Origin of the sequence: Bacteroides faecichinchillae JCM 17102 (assembly GCF_000614145.1) — a bacterium.
In the GTDB taxonomy this organism is placed as follows: Bacteria; Bacteroidota; Bacteroidia; order Bacteroidales; family Bacteroidaceae; genus Bacteroides; species Bacteroides faecichinchillae.
The window spans coordinates 57923-77313 of sequence record NZ_BAKK01000001.1 but is presented as its reverse complement, the minus strand read 5'-3'; the positions used below and the strand labels follow the sequence as shown (position 1 = coordinate 77313).

The following is a 19391-nucleotide window of genomic DNA, read 5'->3' as shown; positions in this document are numbered from 1 at the left end:
TTCGTTATTTTTTAACCTGACGTGCACGAATCATTGCACCTACCTTACCTTTACCCAAACGGCAATAGTCAAGTAACGGACGGTTTGCAGGACAAGTGAACTGGCAAGATCCGCATTCGATACAATCCATGATTCTTTCTTTTTCCATTCTTTCAAAATCGGCATTCTCAGATAAAGCCCCAAGCAAATATGGCTCCAGCCCCATCGGACAAGCGCTAACACATTTTGCACAACGGATGCAAGTTTGTTCTTCACCGCGTTTTGCTTCCTTCTGATTCATAATTAGAATGCCAGAACTTCCCTTTGCAGTAGGAACATCAATATTCATCAATGCCTTACCCATCATCGGGCCGCCACCAATTACCTTTCCCGTATCTTCCGGTAAACCACCGCAAGCATCAATCAATTGGCTCATCGGTGTACCCACACGTGCCAAAAAGTTGGATGGTTTTGCAACAGACTTTCCTGTCACTGTAATCACCCGTTCGAACAATGGCTTATTTTTCTGTACTGCTTGATAAACAGCAAACGCAGTACCTACATTCTGTACAACCGCTCCTGTAGAAATTGGTAATGCACCGCTGGCAACCTGACGTTTAGTAATTGCATCAATCAGTTGTTTTTCACCTCCTTGCGGATACTTCACTTGCAAAGGAACAACTTCGATACCGGCATAGCTGGAAGCTACTTTTGTCATCAGCTCAATAGCATCCGGCTTATTATTTTCGATTCCGATAAATGCTTTATTTACCTTTACAGCTTTCATCAAGATAGAAACACCTACCATAATTTCTTCCGCATGTTCCAGCATCAGCTGATGATCGGCAGTCAGATAGGGTTCACACTCCACTGCATTGATGATCACGCATTCTGCCTTAAAAGAAGGAGGAGGACAAAGTTTTACCTGAGTAGGGAAACAAGCTCCGCCTAAACCTACGATACCGGCTTCGGCGATCTTCTTCACTATTTCTTCTGCCGAGAGGTCACATTCTTTCACCAAAGTTGTGCTACGATCAATCGATTCTTCCCATTCATCACCTTCCACATCAATATAAATAGCAGGTTTGGCATAACCACTAGCATCGATTACTGTATCAATCTTAGCTACTTTACCACTGACTGAAGAGTGAATTGCAGCCGAAACAAAGCCGGCCGGTTCGGCAATCTTAGTACCGACCTTTACCACATCTCCCTTAGCCACAATCGGTTTGGCAGGTGCACCAATGTGTTGCCCTAACAAAATGACAGCCTTTGCAGGAACTTCCGCTGTGATAATAGGTTGATGTGCCGACAATTTATTTTCGTGTGGATGAACTCCACCAATTGAAAATGTCTTTAACATACAATTCTGTATTTTATTCTGTTATTATTCTGTTACTTTTGAGCTTCATCCACCGTAGTCTTCGGAGTTTCTACAGCCTTTGTAGCTTCTGCTACCGGAACTTCCGTTTCCTTTTTAATAGGAGCTACCTTGGGAGCAGCAGATGCGTCCTCTGATTTCGGCTTGCGTGGAGGGAAATTCAAAGCAATAATGGTTCCCTGCGGACAAACCTCTTCACATTTACGGCATGATTTACATTTGTACGGATCAATATAAGCCAGATTATTTTCTAAAGTAATTGCTTCAAACGGACATACCTTGACACATTTACCGCATCCGATGCAGCTTACAGTACAAGCTTTACGGGCAACAGCTCCCTTGTCTTTATTGACACATTGTACGTATACACGACGGGACTTCTTACCCTGTGGACGAATTTCAATGATAGACTTCGGACAAGCTTTCACACAAGCTCCACAAGCTGTACACTTCGCTTCATCCACTTCAGGAAGTCCTGTTTCCGGGTTCATATGGATGGCATCAAATTGACAAGCAGCCACACAGTCACCACATCCCAGGCAACCATAGCTACAACCAGTCTCTCCACCATATAATGAAGCAGCAATGGCACAACTCTTCGCGCTGTCATACTGATTGATGCGCGGACGGTTAGCACAAGTCCCATTACATCTTACTACCGCTACCATTGGTTCAGCTTCACCAGCCGCCAGTCCGAGAATATCGGCAACTTTCGCCATGACAGGTTGTCCACCCACCGGACAAAATTTACCCTCCAACGAACCAGCCTTGACACAGGCATCAGCAAATCCGCTACAACCGGGATAGCCACAGCCGCCACAATTGGCCTGAGGTAACACCTCACCTACCTGAGCAATTCTCGGATCTTCATACACGGCAAATTTCTTGGAAGCAACATAAAGGATAGCGGCCAGAACAAGCGCTATCGCCCCCAATGAAATTACTGCAATCAGAATCAAATTCATAGTGTTTTAAATATTTATTGGTTTTATAGTAAAAGAAAATTTTTGTTTTAGCCTTGCTTTATTCAGCCACAAAATGAAATAATAAGGTATAAGAATAATCAATGAAGAAAGTGCTGCATGCAACTCATTCTCCATCCATGCCATAAATATAAATAAGGAAGTAACCAAAAGTACGAAAGGTATTACAAAAGCTAACACAACTGCCATCATTCCCATAGAGGTTTCTCCTATTATCATCACCTGCTCTCCTACCTGGTAAGAGGATGCCGCAGTGTCAGTAATATCAATTACCTTATCTTTACTATCCGCCGAGGAACAATGTCCTTTTGCACTACATGCTGCGCAAGCCGACGTCTGTATGATTCTCACCGACAAATGAGAACCTTGTATGTTTTCCACAATACCTTGATGCTTTATTGTATTAGCCATTTTGCAAACTCAACATTACAAATTGCGGCAAATTTAAGCATTATTTATTAACTACGAAGTATTCCTTGTATTTTTTCTGCATATAAAAATGTTATTTTTCGTGTATACGTTATCGTGCACAAAAAAAGAATTCCTACTATCTGATATTTCATAGTAGGAATTCATTTCTAAATATACTCTAAATCAATGATCTATCAGCCTTCCTGTATTTGGTATTGAAAAGCGATCTCAATAAACTCAGACGGTCTTGTTATAGCAACTAATATTCTTATCCGTAAAATTCCTGCTAAAATATCATCCCTAGTCATCGTATTCCCTAACCCGACATGAACTTTGAAAGCTTCGCTTGGAGCAGTTCCTGCCAAACCTCCACATTTCCAAATACCGGTTAAGAAACTCTCAATCATACATCTCACGATCAACCATGTTTGGGCATCATTCGGCTCACAGGCATATGCATGTAATGCATTCTTTATTGATTGTTCCAACATGATCATAGTACGGCACGTATTTATATAACGCCAATCTAACGAGTTACCATCCAATGTACAAGCTCCCCAAACTTTAATCCCCTCTCCCTCAAACCATCGAATTGCATTAATTGCCTTTCCGATTAAAGGAGCATTCAAATCAGTCTGGTCTTCTAAAGAAATATCAACAGCCGGACTAACTACCTGATTAATAACAACATTTGCAGGCGCTTTCCATACCCCGCTTGTATTATCAACCATTGTATATATACCTGCCATTGCTACCGAAGGAGGTAATAAATTTAAGATTTGTCCCATTTCTTTCAATATATCTCTATATATCAAAGAATTTTCCATCAGCATAGTATGAAGCGTACTCCTTTTAGTTGCATTCATCTGTTTATTAACCTTATCAACCAGTTTTTTATTAATCTTTCTTCCTTGGCTATCCAATGAGTTAAGTTCCTCTTCCAACACTATTTTCAACGTTTCAGCATCTATATTTAATAATGAAAGATCACTTTCAGCAACAACCGATGTATTTATCCAAGGATAATAAACCACCCCATAATTAAGATATGAATTTCCTATTTTATTTCTAAATTCATCTATGACATCGCCAGATGGATCTTTTCTATCTCTATAGCCTTCAAATACATCCAAAATAGCTATACGATTACGCATCTGATGACCACAATGATTCAACATTGCTTGCTGTAGGTTGTAATACAAATCTTTGTCAGTCATCTTAACCGCATCCGGGCAAAGTATCATTGTCGGTTCTTCCTCTTTCAACAATGCATCTATACCATCTTTAAACGCATTAATATCTAATTTATCAACAGTGTAGTCACCGATAGAAACAATATAACAAGGACCACCACCATTACCAAAAAACATCAGCATTTGGTAGTATAATATAAAAGGTATACCCGTTTGTTTCACCACAAACTGCCGGTCTCTACATTTCAAAAAAGCCTCTTGTACGTCATTTGTTTCAACTAAAGTAAACATTGGAATCGAGGCACCACCAAAGTAAGCATGAAACTCATCCATCGAATTTATTCTTATTGGTTTATTCAACAAAGATTCATTGCCTTTAGCTACTCTCTCAGTATAGCCAATAAATGCAGGTACTGCTGTAGGAACTACTACAACAGAATTAGGATAGACGTTATCTTCGGCAACATAAACGCCCGTTGTTTTCAATGTTCCCATATATATTTATTTTTGTTTCATTTAAGAAATGATCCGCGTGCAAATTAAAGAATTCATTTCAACAAAAACAAACTTTTAATCAAATATTATCAGTGAACTATTCAGCCTCTTTTTCGATAAAAATGAGGTCATCTCGGTGCTAAATTCGAGATGACCTCATATTAAGATTTATTTATTTTACTGACTACATATTTACAAAGATGCAATTTATATTCCAAGTAATCCAGCTATAGCACTTGTCACTGGAATAATCACTTTCAATATAATACTTCACGCTTTCTTCATACATTCATTGCATCTTTAATTAAACTATTTATTTTACAAAGTTAACTCCGGTGATTCTCCACCATCATCACGTCTATCACCACCTCCTCCATTGCCGCCATCATCCGGCCCTTCCGGAACAACCGTCATATTTATATTTTTCAGGTATCCATTCAAACTAATTCAATCCAGTTTTTCAGATTCACGAGTAGCGGATTTAATTATACGCATTTTTATATTCATCTAGAAGAAAATACGTAATAGTGACATACATCTTTCAAACATGTCTCTTATTTTGTATCTTACAATTCCTTTATTTCTTCTATTGTCAAACCTGTTACTTGCGAAATAGTATCAAATGGAATATTCAAAGACTTCATCTTAGATGCACTCGCCTTTTTCTCTTCTAAACGTCCTTCAGCCTGACCTTCCATACGGCCTTCTATACGGCCTTCCATACGACCTTCCATTCGACCTTCTGCACGTTCGGTGTAAATATTATCACGAAGAATCACGATATTGTCCAGATGACGATAATAAGCATTCAATTCATCCTTAGTCATCCGATCCAATTTCAAACGTTCGCGTGCTTCCGTCAAACCGGGGGCAGTAGCATTATCGGGAATATCTCCCGTATTAAGATAATAAATCCATTCCTCTAATGGACTTTTAGCAATCTGATTAAAATCATTGACCTTCAGGATATAATACTCAGGATAAAGTTGACTAACAGCATCTACTTTAAAAGTCTGCTTCTGAAAAGGAGTCAGTTCCAAAATATCTCCCTGGTGGATACCCCTAAATTCCGTTTTGCCATGATACACCACATCCTTTCCATTTCCTAAAGAGAAATATACGATATTAACGCTATACACTTTACGCACCTTTTCATATCCTTCTCCCCGATTAATGTACTCAGTCACAAGTTTAGAAGTTCCAAACAACATTCGTTGAAAATACGCATATTCATTATTGTTTTGAACCTCTATCAAAATAAGCTCACCTTTTGAATTCTCCGCGAGTATATCCACGCGGTTATATTTATCAAATTCTTCTTCCTGATTACTTTCACTCTCCAATAATTTCTGAATCACAATATTTTCATTCAGAAGCGTTGTCAAAAACCCTTCCAGCACTCCAAAATTGGCCTTATTACGCAATAAGCGTTTCATAGCCCAATCGAAACGAATATAATTACTTGCCATAAGTTCGTCCCCTTCTTTTATATTTTCTTTCATGAGAACAAAGGTATACAGAAAAAAGTTGGAATCCAAGCATATAAATGGAATTGTTTACGTCGCCAAACCTTTACCGCCTGCATTTTCTTCTCCATGCTTCATAAAGATTTTTAGCAACGTATACACAATCCATCCACACCGTTTTAGTTGCTTCTTAGGCTCAAAAAACAGGCGATAAATAAACTCCAGATATATCCTTACCATCCACTTCGGAGCCCGTTTCACATCCATGCCACTATAAAACTTAAAAGCGGCTCCAACAGCAATCATTACCTCCTTTTCAAATATGGCCTCAGGTAGTTCATAAATACTTCCTGCTTAGAAGCCCAAGCCTACCCCAATAATGTCAGCCCCGTCTTCCCCAATCATACGCACAATTCCCAGAAAATCAAAATCATCCTCCCGATAAGGTAACTCGTAAAGGTACTTCTTCTAACGGACGATGTCCATGAGAATCTCACATCTGCAATACTACTCCCGTTCAATGCCGTATATCTAGTGTAGATAAAGCGGCATATAACCACTGTCACAGATCGAAAACATACTTCCGTTCACCATCTCCGATATTCCTATCTCCGGCTAGCAGTATTTAGTATCACTCCAACCATCATGCAGATATAACCAGGAACTGACTGAGTTAAATGTTGAATAATAGAAAAAAATATTCGCTTTTACCTTTTAACACTCAAATTAATAACAGCAAATTATGGGAATAAAAAAAACTCCCCAAAACAAAAAGGAAAGAAGTTATCTAAAAAAGGAGTAATTGATTTTCATGAAATCATGAATGCCGGAGAAGTATATCTAATATCGAGGATTTGTGCCACCTTATTGGCACGACTATGCCATCGTAGTGGCACAGCCGTTTCATCTCTTTGGCACAGTTGTGCCAATAGGGTGGCACAACTTTAGTGTTTATTACCAGTTATAATTGATACCAAAGCTAAGCAACTCTTTCAACTGAAAATAACTTTGATCATCTTTAGGTTTCGAAGTATCATCATAACGAACATGAATGTATAGTTTAGTAGAAAAATAACGATTCAATACAAAGTTGAATGTATTTTCCCATTCAATACGTACCCACTCATAGTTCGTAAGATAATTTAAACGAGACTCGAAAGAAATTGGAGCAATAATTCTCCAATTGAATGTTGGCTGCACTTGAGCACCGAAACTATTTATTGAACACTTACCTTTTTCAATACCAAATGAAGTTTCATTTACCTTTGAGTTACCGACATAACGTAAATTATACGTTAAAGGAGCCATAAAAACAGAAAGATTAAATTTCTTTTTGTTTAACTTATAATCCATACCTATACTGACAGCGAGATCAGCAGGGGCCATAAAAGCAGAAACAAGAGTTTCATTATTAGCTTTATAACCATTGCAAAACTGAGTCTTAAACTCTGAAGAAATTGTATAATACCAATTTTTAATAGCTCTCAAACCCAGCTTATTGTAAAGTCTAAACTGGTCGGTTGTAATCAAATAGTTATGAAATTTATCTGACGGAGTAGAAGTCATACCAAACTTAGCTTCCATCTGATTTTCGAAAAGAATTTTTTCATTATCATTATAGTTTGCTTTCAGAAACAGAGTAGCCAATCCTGAGAAGTTACTTTCTCCCCCTTTATACCAATTCTCTGAAATGTGATTCTGAGTGATTTGCAGAGAACCGTTACCACCAGTTACCCACCAATTAGGTCTGTTGAGTTTCATTTTTGCCTTACCGACATTCGCATTCATTTCTTCTGGTTGGAATAATTCAAGTACCCTTGCTTTAGGTGCTATTTCCGGTTTTGCTTCTTCACGAAATGGGGTCCTGCTCTTTATCTTATCTTCTGTAGTAACAATTAACTCCGGATGATTAAGATAAAGCCCCATCAATGCTTCATTAACCATAACTTTAGTCCGTTCCCCCTTTGTAAAAAGAGAAGTGTCGTAGGGTAACAGTGCTGCAGGTGTCAGATTTTTAGGTAAAGAATCAAATTGCGTGGGCTTCCAATCCATTGTGGAATATTGTTTTATTGGATCATAATAATAAGCTGGCAGAGTGAACAAACGATAATAATCCGGATCACGCTGAATATAACGCGGTGGTACAGACGGATCGTTCAAATAATCCAGCTGACCAATATACTTATTATATAAAAAGGAAACAGTATCCAATTTAGGAGTGTCACCGGACATATTTAAACGCAACATCAAATATTTCTGTAGAAACGTAGAAAGTGTATCTGCCTCCACTACCTTAGCTGTTGCTGCTATGGTAGGTTGCTTCTCTGTCTGCGCCATAAGCGATGCAGTAAAGCTTATCATAAAAGCTGCTAATAAAACAAATTTGCCTCTCATAATATTCGTATATTTGTTGCAAATCTACATTATTTTGTTCAGAAATCATAGGATTCTTTTAAAATTGCATTTTTTAATAAATTTGTTGGGGCGAAAAACGACATACTTCCTCTTTTTTTTATAATTTTGCGGTTTTTAAGTTCGTAAAAGACTACTAAGTAAACAATAATTAAAACAGTTATAGCTGTGGGAGAAACAAAGTATATTTTCGTCACTGGTGGTGTGGCCTCTTCATTAGGAAAAGGTATTATTTCATCGTCCATCGGTAAATTGCTGCAAGCAAGAGGTTACAATGTAACCATCCAAAAGTTTGACCCGTATATCAACATCGACCCGGGAACTCTAAATCCTTATGAGCATGGAGAATGTTATGTGACTGTAGACGGACATGAGGCCGATCTAGACTTGGGACATTATGAACGATTCTTGGGCATCCAGACGACAAAGGCTAACAACATTACTACGGGACGTATCTACAAAAGTGTAATAGACAAAGAACGCCGCGGAGATTACTTAGGTAAAACAATTCAGGTTATTCCTCACATCACAGATGAAATTAAGCGTAATGTGAAATTGCTGGGTAATAAATACAAATTTGATTTTGTAATTACTGAAATAGGTGGCACGGTAGGTGACATCGAATCACTCCCCTATCTCGAAAGTATCCGTCAGTTAAAATGGGAACTTGGTAAAAATGCACTTTGCGTACATCTTACTTATGTCCCTTATCTGGCTGCTGCAGGAGAATTAAAAACCAAACCGACACAGCACTCTGTAAAAGAGTTACAAAGTGTGGGTATACAGCCTGATATATTGGTTTTGCGTACGGAACATCCTTTGAGTGACGGATTGCGCAAAAAAGTTGCTCTGTTCTGTAATGTGGATGAAAAAGCGGTAGTACAGTCAATTGACGCACCTACTATTTATGAAGTACCTATTTTGATGCAAGCGCAAGATTTGGACAAAACGATTCTTCAGAAAATGGGGTTGCCGATTGGAGAAACTCCGGGACTTGGCCCTTGGCGTAAATTCTTGGAACGTCGTCATGCCGCTGAAACCAAAGCACCAGTTAATATTGCATTAGTAGGAAAATATGATTTGCAAGATGCTTACAAATCAATCCGCGAAGCATTATCACAGGCCGGAACTTATAACGATCGCAAAGTAGAAGTACACTTCATTAACAGCGAAAAACTAACAGATGAGAATGTTGGAGAAGCTCTGAAAGGTATGGCTGGCGTTATGATCGGACCGGGATTTGGTCAGCGAGGTATCGATGGTAAGTTTGTTGCCATTAAGTATACCCGTACACATGATATTCCGACTTTCGGTATTTGTCTGGGTATGCAATGTATTGCCATCGAATTTGCACGCAACGTATTAGGATATACGGATGCCAACTCTCGTGAAATGGATGAAAAAACTCCGCACAACGTAATTGACATCATGGAAGAGCAAAAGGCTATTACGAATATGGGGGGCACAATGCGTCTGGGTGCTTACGAATGTGTATTGCAGAAAGGATCAAAAGCATTCGAAGCTTATGGAGAAGAGCATATTCAGGAACGTCATCGTCACCGTTATGAATTCAATAATGATTTCAAAACTCAGTATGAAGATGCCGGTATGAAGTGTGTAGGTATTAATCCAGAATCCGACCTGGTAGAAATTGTAGAAATCCCTGCATTGCAATGGTATGTGGGAACTCAGTTCCATCCGGAATATAGTAGTACGGTACTGAATCCACATCCGTTATTTGTAGCATTTGTTAAAGCTGCGATAAAAAACGAAAAGAAATGATATGTGATAATACACAATATCGTAATTCAAAAATTTATAATTCAAAAATAACAAAGAATGGATAAAAACACCATCACTGGTCTCGTTTTAATAGGTATATTATTGGTAGGATTCAGTTTTTTCAGCAGGCCAAGCAAAGAAGAGATTGCTGCGCAACAGAAGTACTATGATTCTATAACCTTGGTCCAACAGCAAGCAGAAGCATTGAAAGCGAAAACAGAGGCTGCACTAGCTCATGAAAAGACAGCTGTACAAGCGGACTCTTCTTCTTTGTTCTTCAATACAATGCATGGAACCGATTCAAAGGTTATCATCCAGAATAATGTAGCACAAATAACATTCTCTACAAAAGGTGGACGTGTCTACTCTGCAATGTTGAAGGATTATATGTCTCAAGATAAAAAGACTCCGGTCATTTTGTTCGATGGCGATGATGCTTCAATGAATTTCAATTTCTATAATAAACAGGGAGCTATCCAAACTAAAGATTGTTATTTCGAAGCAGTAAACAAGACTGATAGTAGTGTAACAATGCGATTAGCTGCTGATAGTGCCAGCTATATCGATTTTATCTATACATTGGAACCAAACAGTTACCTGATGAACTTTGAAATCAAAGCAACAGGTATGGCGGATAAATTGGCCAATACGAATTATATTGATATCGACTGGACACAACGTGCACGCCAATTGGAAAAGGGATTCACTTATGAAAACCGTCTTGCAGAACTGACTTATAAGGTGAAAGGTGATAATGTAGATAATTTGTCGGCTGCAAAAGATGATGAAAAGAATTTGGAAAGTATTCCAATTGATTGGATAGCTTTCAAAAACCAGTTCTTCTCTTCTGTATTCATTGCTGATCAGGATTTCAACAAGGTTTCCGTTAAATCGAAAATGGAACAACAAGGAAGCGGATATATCAAAGATTATTCTGCGGACATGAGTACTTTCTTCGATCCGGCAGGAAAGCAACCAACAGAAATGTATTTCTATTTCGGGCCGAACCACTACAAAACACTCAAAGCATTGGATAAGGGACGTGATGAGAAATGGGAACTTTCCAGACTGGTATATTTGGGATGGCCATTGATTCGCTGGATCAACCAGTTTATCACAATCAACATATTTGACTGGTTGTCCGGTTGGGGACTGAGCATGGGTATCGTATTGCTAATACTGACAATTATGGTGAAAGTTGTGGTTTATCCGGCTACTTGGAAAACTTATATGTCATCTGCAAAAATGCGTGTGCTGAAACCAAAAATTGATGAAATCAGTAAAAAATATCCGAAACAAGAAGATGCGATGAAGAAACAACAGGAAGTGATGAGCCTGTATAGCCAGTACGGTGTAAGCCCGATGGGCGGTTGTTTGCCAATGTTATTACAGTTCCCTGTTTTAATGGCATTGTTTATGTTCGTACCGAGTGCAATCGAACTTCGCCAGCAGAGCTTTTTGTGGGCAGATGACCTTTCAACCTACGACGCGTTTATTACATTCCCATTCAACATTCCGTTCTTAGGCAACCACCTCAGCTTATTCTGTTTGCTGATGACGATAACCAACGTTCTGAATACAAAATATACGATGTCTATGCAGGATAATGGCGCACAACCGCAAATGGCAGCGATGAAATGGATGATGTATCTGATGCCAATTATGTTCTTGTTCGTGTTGAATGACTACCCTTCCGGATTGAACTATTATTATTTCATATCAACGTTGATTAGTGTAGGAACTGTGATCTTATTGCGCAGAACAACGGATGAAACAAAATTGTTGGCAATCCTAGAAGCCAAGAAGAAAGACCCGAAACAAATGAAAAAGACCGGATTTGCTGCACGCTTGGAAGCTATGCAAAAGCAACAGGAGCAATTACAGCAGCAAAAACAGAATAAAAGATAAGGAATTAATTTCCGAAAACATATTCTGAGGAAGCCGGGCAGCCATGAGGTTTATCCGGCTTTCTTTCTAAAAACACATTTAAATACTTTTTTTATGAAGACAAAATACACATATAAACAAATATGGACTATCTCCTATCCAATCCTGATCAGTTTGATCATGGAACAGTTGATCGGTATGACAGATACTGCTTTTCTAGGACGTGTAGGTGAAATTGAACTAGGAGCATCTGCCATTGCAGGTGTTTATTACCTCGCCATTTTCATGATGGCATTCGGCTTTAGTGTCGGAGCACAAATATTAATCGCGCGACGTAACGGAGAAGGTAACTACAAAGAAATCGGGCCGATTTTTTATCAGGGTATCTATTTCCTTTTAGCCATGGCTGCTATCTTATTTACGATTTCACGAATATTCTCCCCCCATATATTAAAAAGTATCATATCTTCAGAGCATATTTATGAAGCGGCTTCGAGTTATATTAACTGGCGTATTTACGGATTCTTTTTCTCCTTTGTAATGGTAATGTTCCGAGCATACTTTGTAGGGACGACACAGACCAAAACGTTGACTTTGAATTCGATAGTAATGGTCTTATCAAACGTAGTGTTCAACTATATCCTGATTTTTGGTAAATTTGGTTTCCCACAATTAGGTATAGCAGGTGCAGCTATTGGTTCTTCATTGTCCGAACTTGTCTCTGTCATCTTCTTCATTATCTATACATGGAAGAGAATTGACTGTAAGAAGTATGCACTGAATATCCTGCCTAAGTTCCAGAAACAGACATTAAAACGAATTCTAAATGTATCTGTTTGGACAATGATTCAGAACTTCGTTTCTCTATCTACTTGGTTCATGTTCTTCCTTTTCGTAGAACATTTGGGCGAACGTTCTTTGGCAATTGCAAATATCATTCGTAATGTTTCCGGCATTCCATTTATGATTGCAATGGCTTTTGCCGCGACCTGTGGTTCTTTGGTAAGTAACTTGATCGGTGCAGGAGAACAAGACTGTGTACGTGGAACTATCCGGCAACACATTCGTATCGGATATACTTTTGTTATACCAATATTGATCATTTTCTGCTTATTCCCCAATCTGATTCTGAGTATCTATACAGATATGCCCGATTTAAGAGAAGCCTCCATACCATCCTTGTGGGTGTTATGTTGCGCATATCTGGTTCTGGTACCTGCTAATGTATATTTCCAATCAGTATCAGGAACAGGAAACACTCGAACAGCATTAGCAATGGAGCTCGTAGTATTGGCCATTTACGTTATTTATGCTACCTACTTTATACTCTATCTACGCATGGACGTAGCTTTTTCCTGGACAACGGAAAGTGTGTATGGCATATTTACGCTTTTATTCTGTTATATGTATATGAAAAAAGGGAACTGGCAGAAAAAGAAGATCTAGGGACCATCTCTCTTTTTTATGAACCATTATGAACTTGTTTTCTTTCCAATGAGTATCTATCTTTGTAGCATATAATTAACAAAAGCAAACAAGGATGAAAACACACCATTGGGTTATTGGTTGCCTGTTAATGGCAACAAGTGCATGTTCTTCAGGGGAAGAGGAACATGTAAAAGATCAAGAGAAACCTGCAGATCCGATTCCTATTACATTAAACAGTGGAATTACTGCAAGTTCCCGTGCTACAGATTACAGATATGAAAATCAAGACAAGATCGGATTATACGTAGTGAATTATAAGGGAAATACTCCCGGCACTTTACAAAATACCGGGAACCATGTAGACAATATAGGATTTACCTATAATGGCACATGGGAACCGGATGTAGATATTTATTGGAAAGATGATAAGACTAAAGCAAACTTCTACTGCTATTTTCCTTATGGTACTCCATCCGAACTTACTTCATATTCTTTTTCAATCAAAGAAGATCAATCTACGGAACAAACTTATAAAGATAGTGAATTTCTGTATGGAAAGACATCCGGAGTAACTCCAACTGAAAAAGAAGTACTCATCACAACAAATCATATTTTTAGTTGTGCTGTTATAACAGTTCAACCGGGAAATGGATTTACAACAGAAAGTCTGGCACAAGCCAACGTCAGCGTAAAGATTAACAGAGTATGTACAAAAGCTTCTATTGACCTTACCAAAGGAGTTGCTACTGCAGTTTCCGGATCGGAAAAGAGTATTTACCCTCTCAAAACAGGAGAATCCTATTCTTATAAAGCATTGATTGTACCACAAACAATATCAGCTGATAATTTCATCACGGTCAATGTGGACGGAAGAGATTTTAATCTGAAAAAGGACATAACCTTTGCCGGAGGGAAACGTTACAGTATTCCTGTCACTGTGAGCAAAACAAGTAATGGCATCAATGTAGGCATAGGTGCTTGGGAAAACGACGAAATAGATAATGGCGGCACAGCCGAATAAACTTGAAGCCTTATGAAAAAACAACAGTATCAATATATAGCTGCCTACATCTTGTCGGCGCTAATGTTCATATCATGTCATGATAATGAGATTGTGAAAGATGACTCTCTGAATGGAACTTCAAACATTATCTCATTATCTGGAGAAATCGATCAGGTGGTAGTAACTCGTGTCAATGACAACGGATTTTGTGACGGCGACGTTATGGATGTGTATGTGGTAGATTACAAAGGTAATACTCCGGGAAAACTGGAAAACAGTGGTAACTGGGGAGATAATGTACGGCACACATTTGACGAAACAGCCTATAAATGGAATTCAGCTTATGACATCTATTGGAAAGACGATAAAACTCACATTGATATCTATGGATATTATCCGGTCGGCACACCATCGGAAGTGAACGCATACGAATTTGAAGTACAAAAAGATCAAGCAAAAACAAGTGGGGACGGTGAATTGGGAGGTTACGAAGCAAGTGACTTCCTATGGGGAAAAGCAACGGATGTAGCTCCTACAGAGAAAGTGATCCGATTGCCAATGCGGCATAAAATGAGTAATGCCCGCATTACCTTGGTAGAAGGCGAGGGATTTACTGAAGGAACTTGGACAAAACTGGAGAAACAAGTTCTAGTTCTAAACACCAAGCGTAATTCAGTAATCGACCTTGCCACAGGTAATGTCACAGCTACAAAAGAAGTAGCCAAAACAGGAATCATTCCTTTTTGTAAAGATAATGAGTTTCGTGCCATTGTTGTCCCACAAATTATAGAAGCGGGGAAAATACTATTCAGTATTACAGTAGACGGTGTTCCTTATACTTTCAAGAAGAATGAAGCATTTATTTATGTAGCTGGAAAAATGCATAATTTCACGATCAAGGTGGACAAAAAAGAAGCAAGTGGTAAATATGAATTTATACTTATTGATGAGTCAATTACGGCATGGGAAAACGATCAGGCTTCACATGAAGCTACGGCTAAAGATTACACTGGAAAAACTGAAAACTCACATTATGCTTTACTTGCAGGCGGACTACACCGAATTGCTGGTGACTTCTGTATCTACGAAGAAATTGGTTACGGTGTGCGCACTGTCATTTGGGAAACAAACGAAGGAAATTATTTACGCAACACGAATTATTCTTCAAAAGGTATTGCAGCAGAGTTAGGTGCTATGCTAAGATTACAAAGGTTCGTATTTTCAGCTGGTACCATTACTACAAGAGGAAACTATTAGGAGCTAAACATTGGCATTGGGATTCGTTTATAATAACCTTATTCTATTTATGAAGATTGATATGTGTATACGAAAATAATTTATTTCTTGATCATAGCTTGTTGGTTGCTTCATACGGGATGTAGTGATGAAAATCAACCGGATAATCCCGCACCGGAGATCTTGCTGCGCGAAGCTCAAGACATCACCCGTACTAGTGCCAGACTTACCGGAACGGTGAATGCCTCATCCAATAGCAAAACGGATCGCTATCGTTTTCGTTACGGGACTTCCCTCCAAATGGAACAAATGGACGAACAGTCATTAAAGAATAGTCATGTCAGCACTGAACTACAGGATCTAATTCCAGGAACTACTTACTATTACTGCTTAGAAGCCGGAAATAAGAAATATCTGAAACAAAGCCCGATTTATAGTTTTACGACCATTCCCAATGAGGTCCCTAAAGTCGATAAAATCAATTTCTTAGGACAAGGACCTATCAGTATTATTTTGCAATGCGCTATCACGGATAATGGTGGAGAAACAATTATAGAAAATGGTTTTTGCTATACCAAGACAAATGGAGAAGAATATGAGCTGAGTGCTCCCCTTTCGGATAGCAACCAATGGCAACTCCGTATCGGAGATTTAGAAAAGGATACTCAATATACGGTCAGAGCCTTTGCCGAAAATAAAATAGGAAGAGCATATAGTGAACCTTACCACTTTCAAACTGGAAGTGCTGTAATACTCACAAGTGCGGGAACATTGCCTAAGATCATCGGTGAAGAAGAAAAAAACGAATATAGTACACTCAATATAGTAGGACCTCTAAACGGAACTGATATCCGATTTATCCGTGAGATGTCTGGAAAAGATATTACTGGGAATCCAACACCAGGAATTTTACAACAGTTGGATTTGACGGATGCACTTATTGTATCAGGGGGGATGTCTTATGATGAATCACGACATACAGAGGATCATACTATTGGCTACGGAATGTTTGGTGAACTGGAAGTGCTGAAAGAAATAGAACTTCCGGCAAGCACACTGATCATTGAGCAGAATGCTTTCAAGAATAGTACGGCATTAACGAAGCTTTCAATTCCCAGCAATACGGAAATATTAACTCCTTCTACCGGATGTAAAAATCTCAGCCATATATCCATAGCTTCGGGAAATACCCATTATACCAGTATGGATGGAGTAGTGTATAATAAAAGTGGTGAGATTCTTGTTTGGTTTCCCGAAGGAATAATGGGAGCTAATATTCAGTTCTCACCTACGCTAAAAAGTATCGGAGACTATGCGTTGCAGAAATGCAAAATACGTTCGATCGTGCTTCCCAATTCACTCAGTAGCATAGGAAAACAGGCCTTCTGCGAGTCAGAAATCGAATCAGTCATACTTCCTGACGGATTACGAAGCGTTTCTACTGGATTATTTCAGAATTGCAAGAGTCTTACTTCCGTTACTTTGGGAAGTAAATGCGAGTCCATTTCAGCATACTGTTTTGACAATTGCCCGCTCCAGCATTTATATGTAAAAGCATCTACTCCTCCTGTTTGCCATTCAGAGACTTTCAATGGAGCAGAAAGTATTTTTGCTAATTGCATATTGCATATCCCCCCAGAAAGTCGAACACAATATAGAAATCATAATATCTGGAAACAGTTTTTTCACATTGAAGGAGTTGCTTTTTAATCGAACATCACAAACGTAGCATGCATTTGCTTGTAGAGTATTAATAGGTAAGTTCCGATGTATTAGAGGTAGACATTTTCTTCATGGGAGGTAAACTGAAAATACAGTTTTGTCAGTATCAAAGTACGTGATAAAACTGTCATTCCAATTTCATCACATATAGCTGGATGGTGCAAACCAGTCAGTTTTTGTACGAGTATCTGGAATTTCAATCCGCCAATGCCTTTATGGTATCTCAAATAAAAAGAAGGCCAACGAACTTATTAACGCTGTTGAATAAGAAATCTAATTTGTTGCAATTGCCGGAACGCCTCTTGTTGCAAACTCTCCCACTGATGTTGATAAGTAACAGATTGTCGTAGCTCCGGTAATGGATACTCTTCATCCAACGTTTCTTTCAGTCGTTTGACAAGTATCAGGCTATCAGTCTGCCAACGTTTCTCATCTAACAATGAATCGGCAGAATGAAGCATCCGCAACCGTTCCGAAGCGATCAAACGACGGCAGTTTTCGCTACTGACTTGATTTCCGTAGACAGGATAGAAAATCGGAGGAGCCGAAGAAACATCGCTATTAAAACAAATAGCCAAAAAGGTAATACCAACCAACATGGCAGCAGCTATAACCATATAAAAGCGCCTTTTATGAGTAACACCAACTGCATTTATCACTTCCGTAGCAGATGCATAACGCTTATCACGCTTCTGGTGGGTACATTTACGTGAAACAGTAGCCAAATGTTTGTTTTTAAGCAAAGTAGCCATTTCTCCGATTATCACTCCTAATGAATAGATATCCGCACGCAAGTCTAAAGAAGTACCCGATTGGAGTATCTCGGGAGCAAGATAATACCGGGTGCCGGCAGGAAGTTTCAACACATCGTAATCGTCACAATCGGAAAGACTGAAATCAATCAGCTTGACATTATTGCCATTATAAGTAATCAGAATATTACTTGGTTTTAAATCCCGATGGACAATCTGTTTGCTATGGATATATTGCAAAGCACTGCACAATTCCGTTATTATCTTAATCGCCAACGGTAAAGTCAGTTTTCCCTGCTGCATAAACTCTTTCAAAGTTACCCCATCTACATATTCCAATAGGATACAATGTCCCAACGAAGAGGCCTTTTCCCAACTCAAAGTTCGGCAAATATGAAGATGTTCCAACTGATAACCGATATTAAACTCTTTTTCAAGTGCTTGCTCACAAAAGGCCGTCTTTCGATACATGGGTTGCAGCGCCTTCAGTATATGCAATTTACCATACCGATGACAACGGAATAATTGATTATATCCCGAAGTAGAAGTATATATCCCCTGTATATCCGTAAAAACCGTATCATTAGGATGGATACCTTCCTTTAAGAAACCGGAGGTAAAAGAATCATCATTCATGTTCAATACAGTTCAGTAAAGTAAGGCCTCCGTTTCGTCCTGCTATAAAAGGAGAAGTGCGAACCCCGTCCCGCAAAATATACGGAAGAAATAATGGTTGTCCTTTAAGAAAAGTAGCAGTCTCAAAACAATCACCTTTTTGCAGTTTAGACTGTTTTGCCTCTTGTACCTCAAACACCGCGTTTCCTCTATACTGCAAACGCAAATAGCGATTCGGTGACCATCCAATTTCTACTTCTGCTCCGGGAACAAGTTCTTTCGCCATCACTTGATGAGCCGAGAAGAAAGAGGAATTATAAGCACTACTGTTCTTTAAATAGCTACAGAAAGTGGTAAAGAAATCAAAACCTATATAACGAGATAATAAATCAAGCGTTTGTACACGTGGCTTATGCACATCATTCACGTATCCCCATAAACGTTTTAGAGTAGAAGTTGAAATAACCCCAAATGAATTTTTCTGCAAATAGAAAGAAAATTCATCAAAATCGGTAGTCGTACGCAAAGGTTTACTATATTTTTTTTCAATCAATAATAATAGTTCTACTATTTCCGGTTTATATATTATTCATAGTTCAGTACTGAATGTTTTATACGTCCTAAAGATAAGTAAAATCGTTTTATT

The 19391-nt window shown here is 38.7% G+C and carries 15 protein-coding genes; 6 read left to right on the top strand and 9 right to left on the bottom strand.

Features of this window, described 5'->3' with window-relative positions; all coding sequences use genetic code 11:
• Positions 1-4: 4 nt before the first annotated feature.
• From rsxC to JCM17102_RS00255, 7 genes are all read right to left on the bottom strand, one after another.
• The gene (rsxC, locus tag JCM17102_RS00295; protein WP_025073516.1) at positions 5-1342 is read right to left on the bottom strand and encodes an electron transport complex subunit RsxC; all 1338 of its coding nucleotides are present in this window, start codon (positions 1340-1342) and stop codon (positions 5-7) included.
• A 32-nt stretch (positions 1343-1374) separates the two neighbouring features.
• On the bottom strand, positions 1375-2325 hold the full coding sequence (locus JCM17102_RS00290; protein WP_025073515.1) for a Fe-S cluster domain-containing protein: 951 nt from the start codon (positions 2323-2325) through the stop codon (positions 1375-1377).
• Positions 2326-2331: 6 nt separating this feature from the next.
• On the bottom strand, positions 2332-2754 hold the full coding sequence (locus JCM17102_RS00285; protein ID WP_025073514.1) for a SoxR reducing system RseC family protein: 423 nt from the start codon (positions 2752-2754) through the stop codon (positions 2332-2334).
• 194 nt (positions 2755-2948) lie between these two features.
• Entirely contained in the window at positions 2949-4442 is a 1494-nt protein-coding gene (locus JCM17102_RS00280; protein ID WP_025073513.1) for a phage tail sheath family protein, read from the bottom strand.
• Positions 4443-5008: 566 nt separating this feature from the next.
• The gene (locus tag JCM17102_RS00265; protein ID WP_373278854.1) at positions 5009-5911 is read right to left on the bottom strand and encodes an Rpn family recombination-promoting nuclease/putative transposase; all 903 of its coding nucleotides are present in this window, start codon (positions 5909-5911) and stop codon (positions 5009-5011) included.
• Between the two features lie 87 nt (positions 5912-5998).
• Entirely contained in the window at positions 5999-6214 is a 216-nt protein-coding gene (locus JCM17102_RS31085; RefSeq protein ID WP_025073511.1) for a WecB/TagA/CpsF family glycosyltransferase, read from the bottom strand.
• A gap of 648 nt (positions 6215-6862) precedes the next feature.
• A complete protein-coding gene (locus JCM17102_RS00255; RefSeq protein WP_373278853.1) occupies positions 6863-8269 on the bottom strand; it encodes a DUF3078 domain-containing protein in 1407 nt (468 codons plus the stop codon).
• 219 nt (positions 8270-8488) lie between these two features.
• Between JCM17102_RS00255 and pyrG the strand changes: the two genes are divergently transcribed.
• The 6 genes from pyrG to JCM17102_RS00225 all read left to right on the top strand — a co-directional run bounded on the left by pyrG (position 8489) and on the right by JCM17102_RS00225 (position 17366).
• Positions 8489-10102, top strand: a complete 1614-nt coding sequence (gene pyrG / locus JCM17102_RS00250; RefSeq protein ID WP_025073509.1) for a CTP synthase — start codon at positions 8489-8491, stop codon at positions 10100-10102.
• A gap of 57 nt (positions 10103-10159) precedes the next feature.
• A complete protein-coding gene (gene yidC, locus JCM17102_RS00245; protein WP_025073508.1) occupies positions 10160-12010 on the top strand; it encodes a membrane protein insertase YidC in 1851 nt (616 codons plus the stop codon).
• Positions 12011-12103: 93 nt separating this feature from the next.
• On the top strand, positions 12104-13435 hold the full coding sequence (gene bexA, locus JCM17102_RS00240; protein ID WP_025073507.1) for a multidrug efflux MATE transporter BexA: 1332 nt from the start codon (positions 12104-12106) through the stop codon (positions 13433-13435).
• A gap of 94 nt (positions 13436-13529) precedes the next feature.
• Positions 13530-14438: a fimbrillin family protein gene (locus tag JCM17102_RS00235; protein WP_025073506.1), complete on the top strand. Its 909-nt coding sequence runs from the start codon at positions 13530-13532 to the stop codon at positions 14436-14438.
• 12 nt (positions 14439-14450) lie between these two features.
• A complete protein-coding gene (locus tag JCM17102_RS28750; RefSeq protein WP_051572658.1) occupies positions 14451-15677 on the top strand; it encodes a fimbrillin family protein in 1227 nt (408 codons plus the stop codon).
• 87 nt (positions 15678-15764) lie between these two features.
• Positions 15765-17366 carry a leucine-rich repeat protein gene (locus tag JCM17102_RS00225; RefSeq protein WP_033886366.1) on the top strand — a complete coding sequence of 534 codons (1602 nt, stop codon included), beginning with the start codon at positions 15765-15767 and terminating at the stop codon, positions 17364-17366.
• Positions 17367-17629: 263 nt separating this feature from the next.
• Here the strand turns inward: JCM17102_RS00225 and JCM17102_RS00220 are convergent, their stop codons facing one another.
• Positions 17630-18766 carry a serine/threonine protein kinase gene (locus tag JCM17102_RS00220; protein ID WP_025073503.1) on the bottom strand — a complete coding sequence of 379 codons (1137 nt, stop codon included), beginning with the start codon at positions 18764-18766 and terminating at the stop codon, positions 17630-17632.
• Positions 18759-19298: a hypothetical protein gene (locus JCM17102_RS00215; RefSeq protein WP_025073502.1), complete on the bottom strand. Its 540-nt coding sequence runs from the start codon at positions 19296-19298 to the stop codon at positions 18759-18761. The genes JCM17102_RS00220 and JCM17102_RS00215 overlap by 8 nt, the downstream gene beginning before the upstream one ends.
• Between the last annotated feature and the right edge of the window lie 93 nt (positions 19299-19391).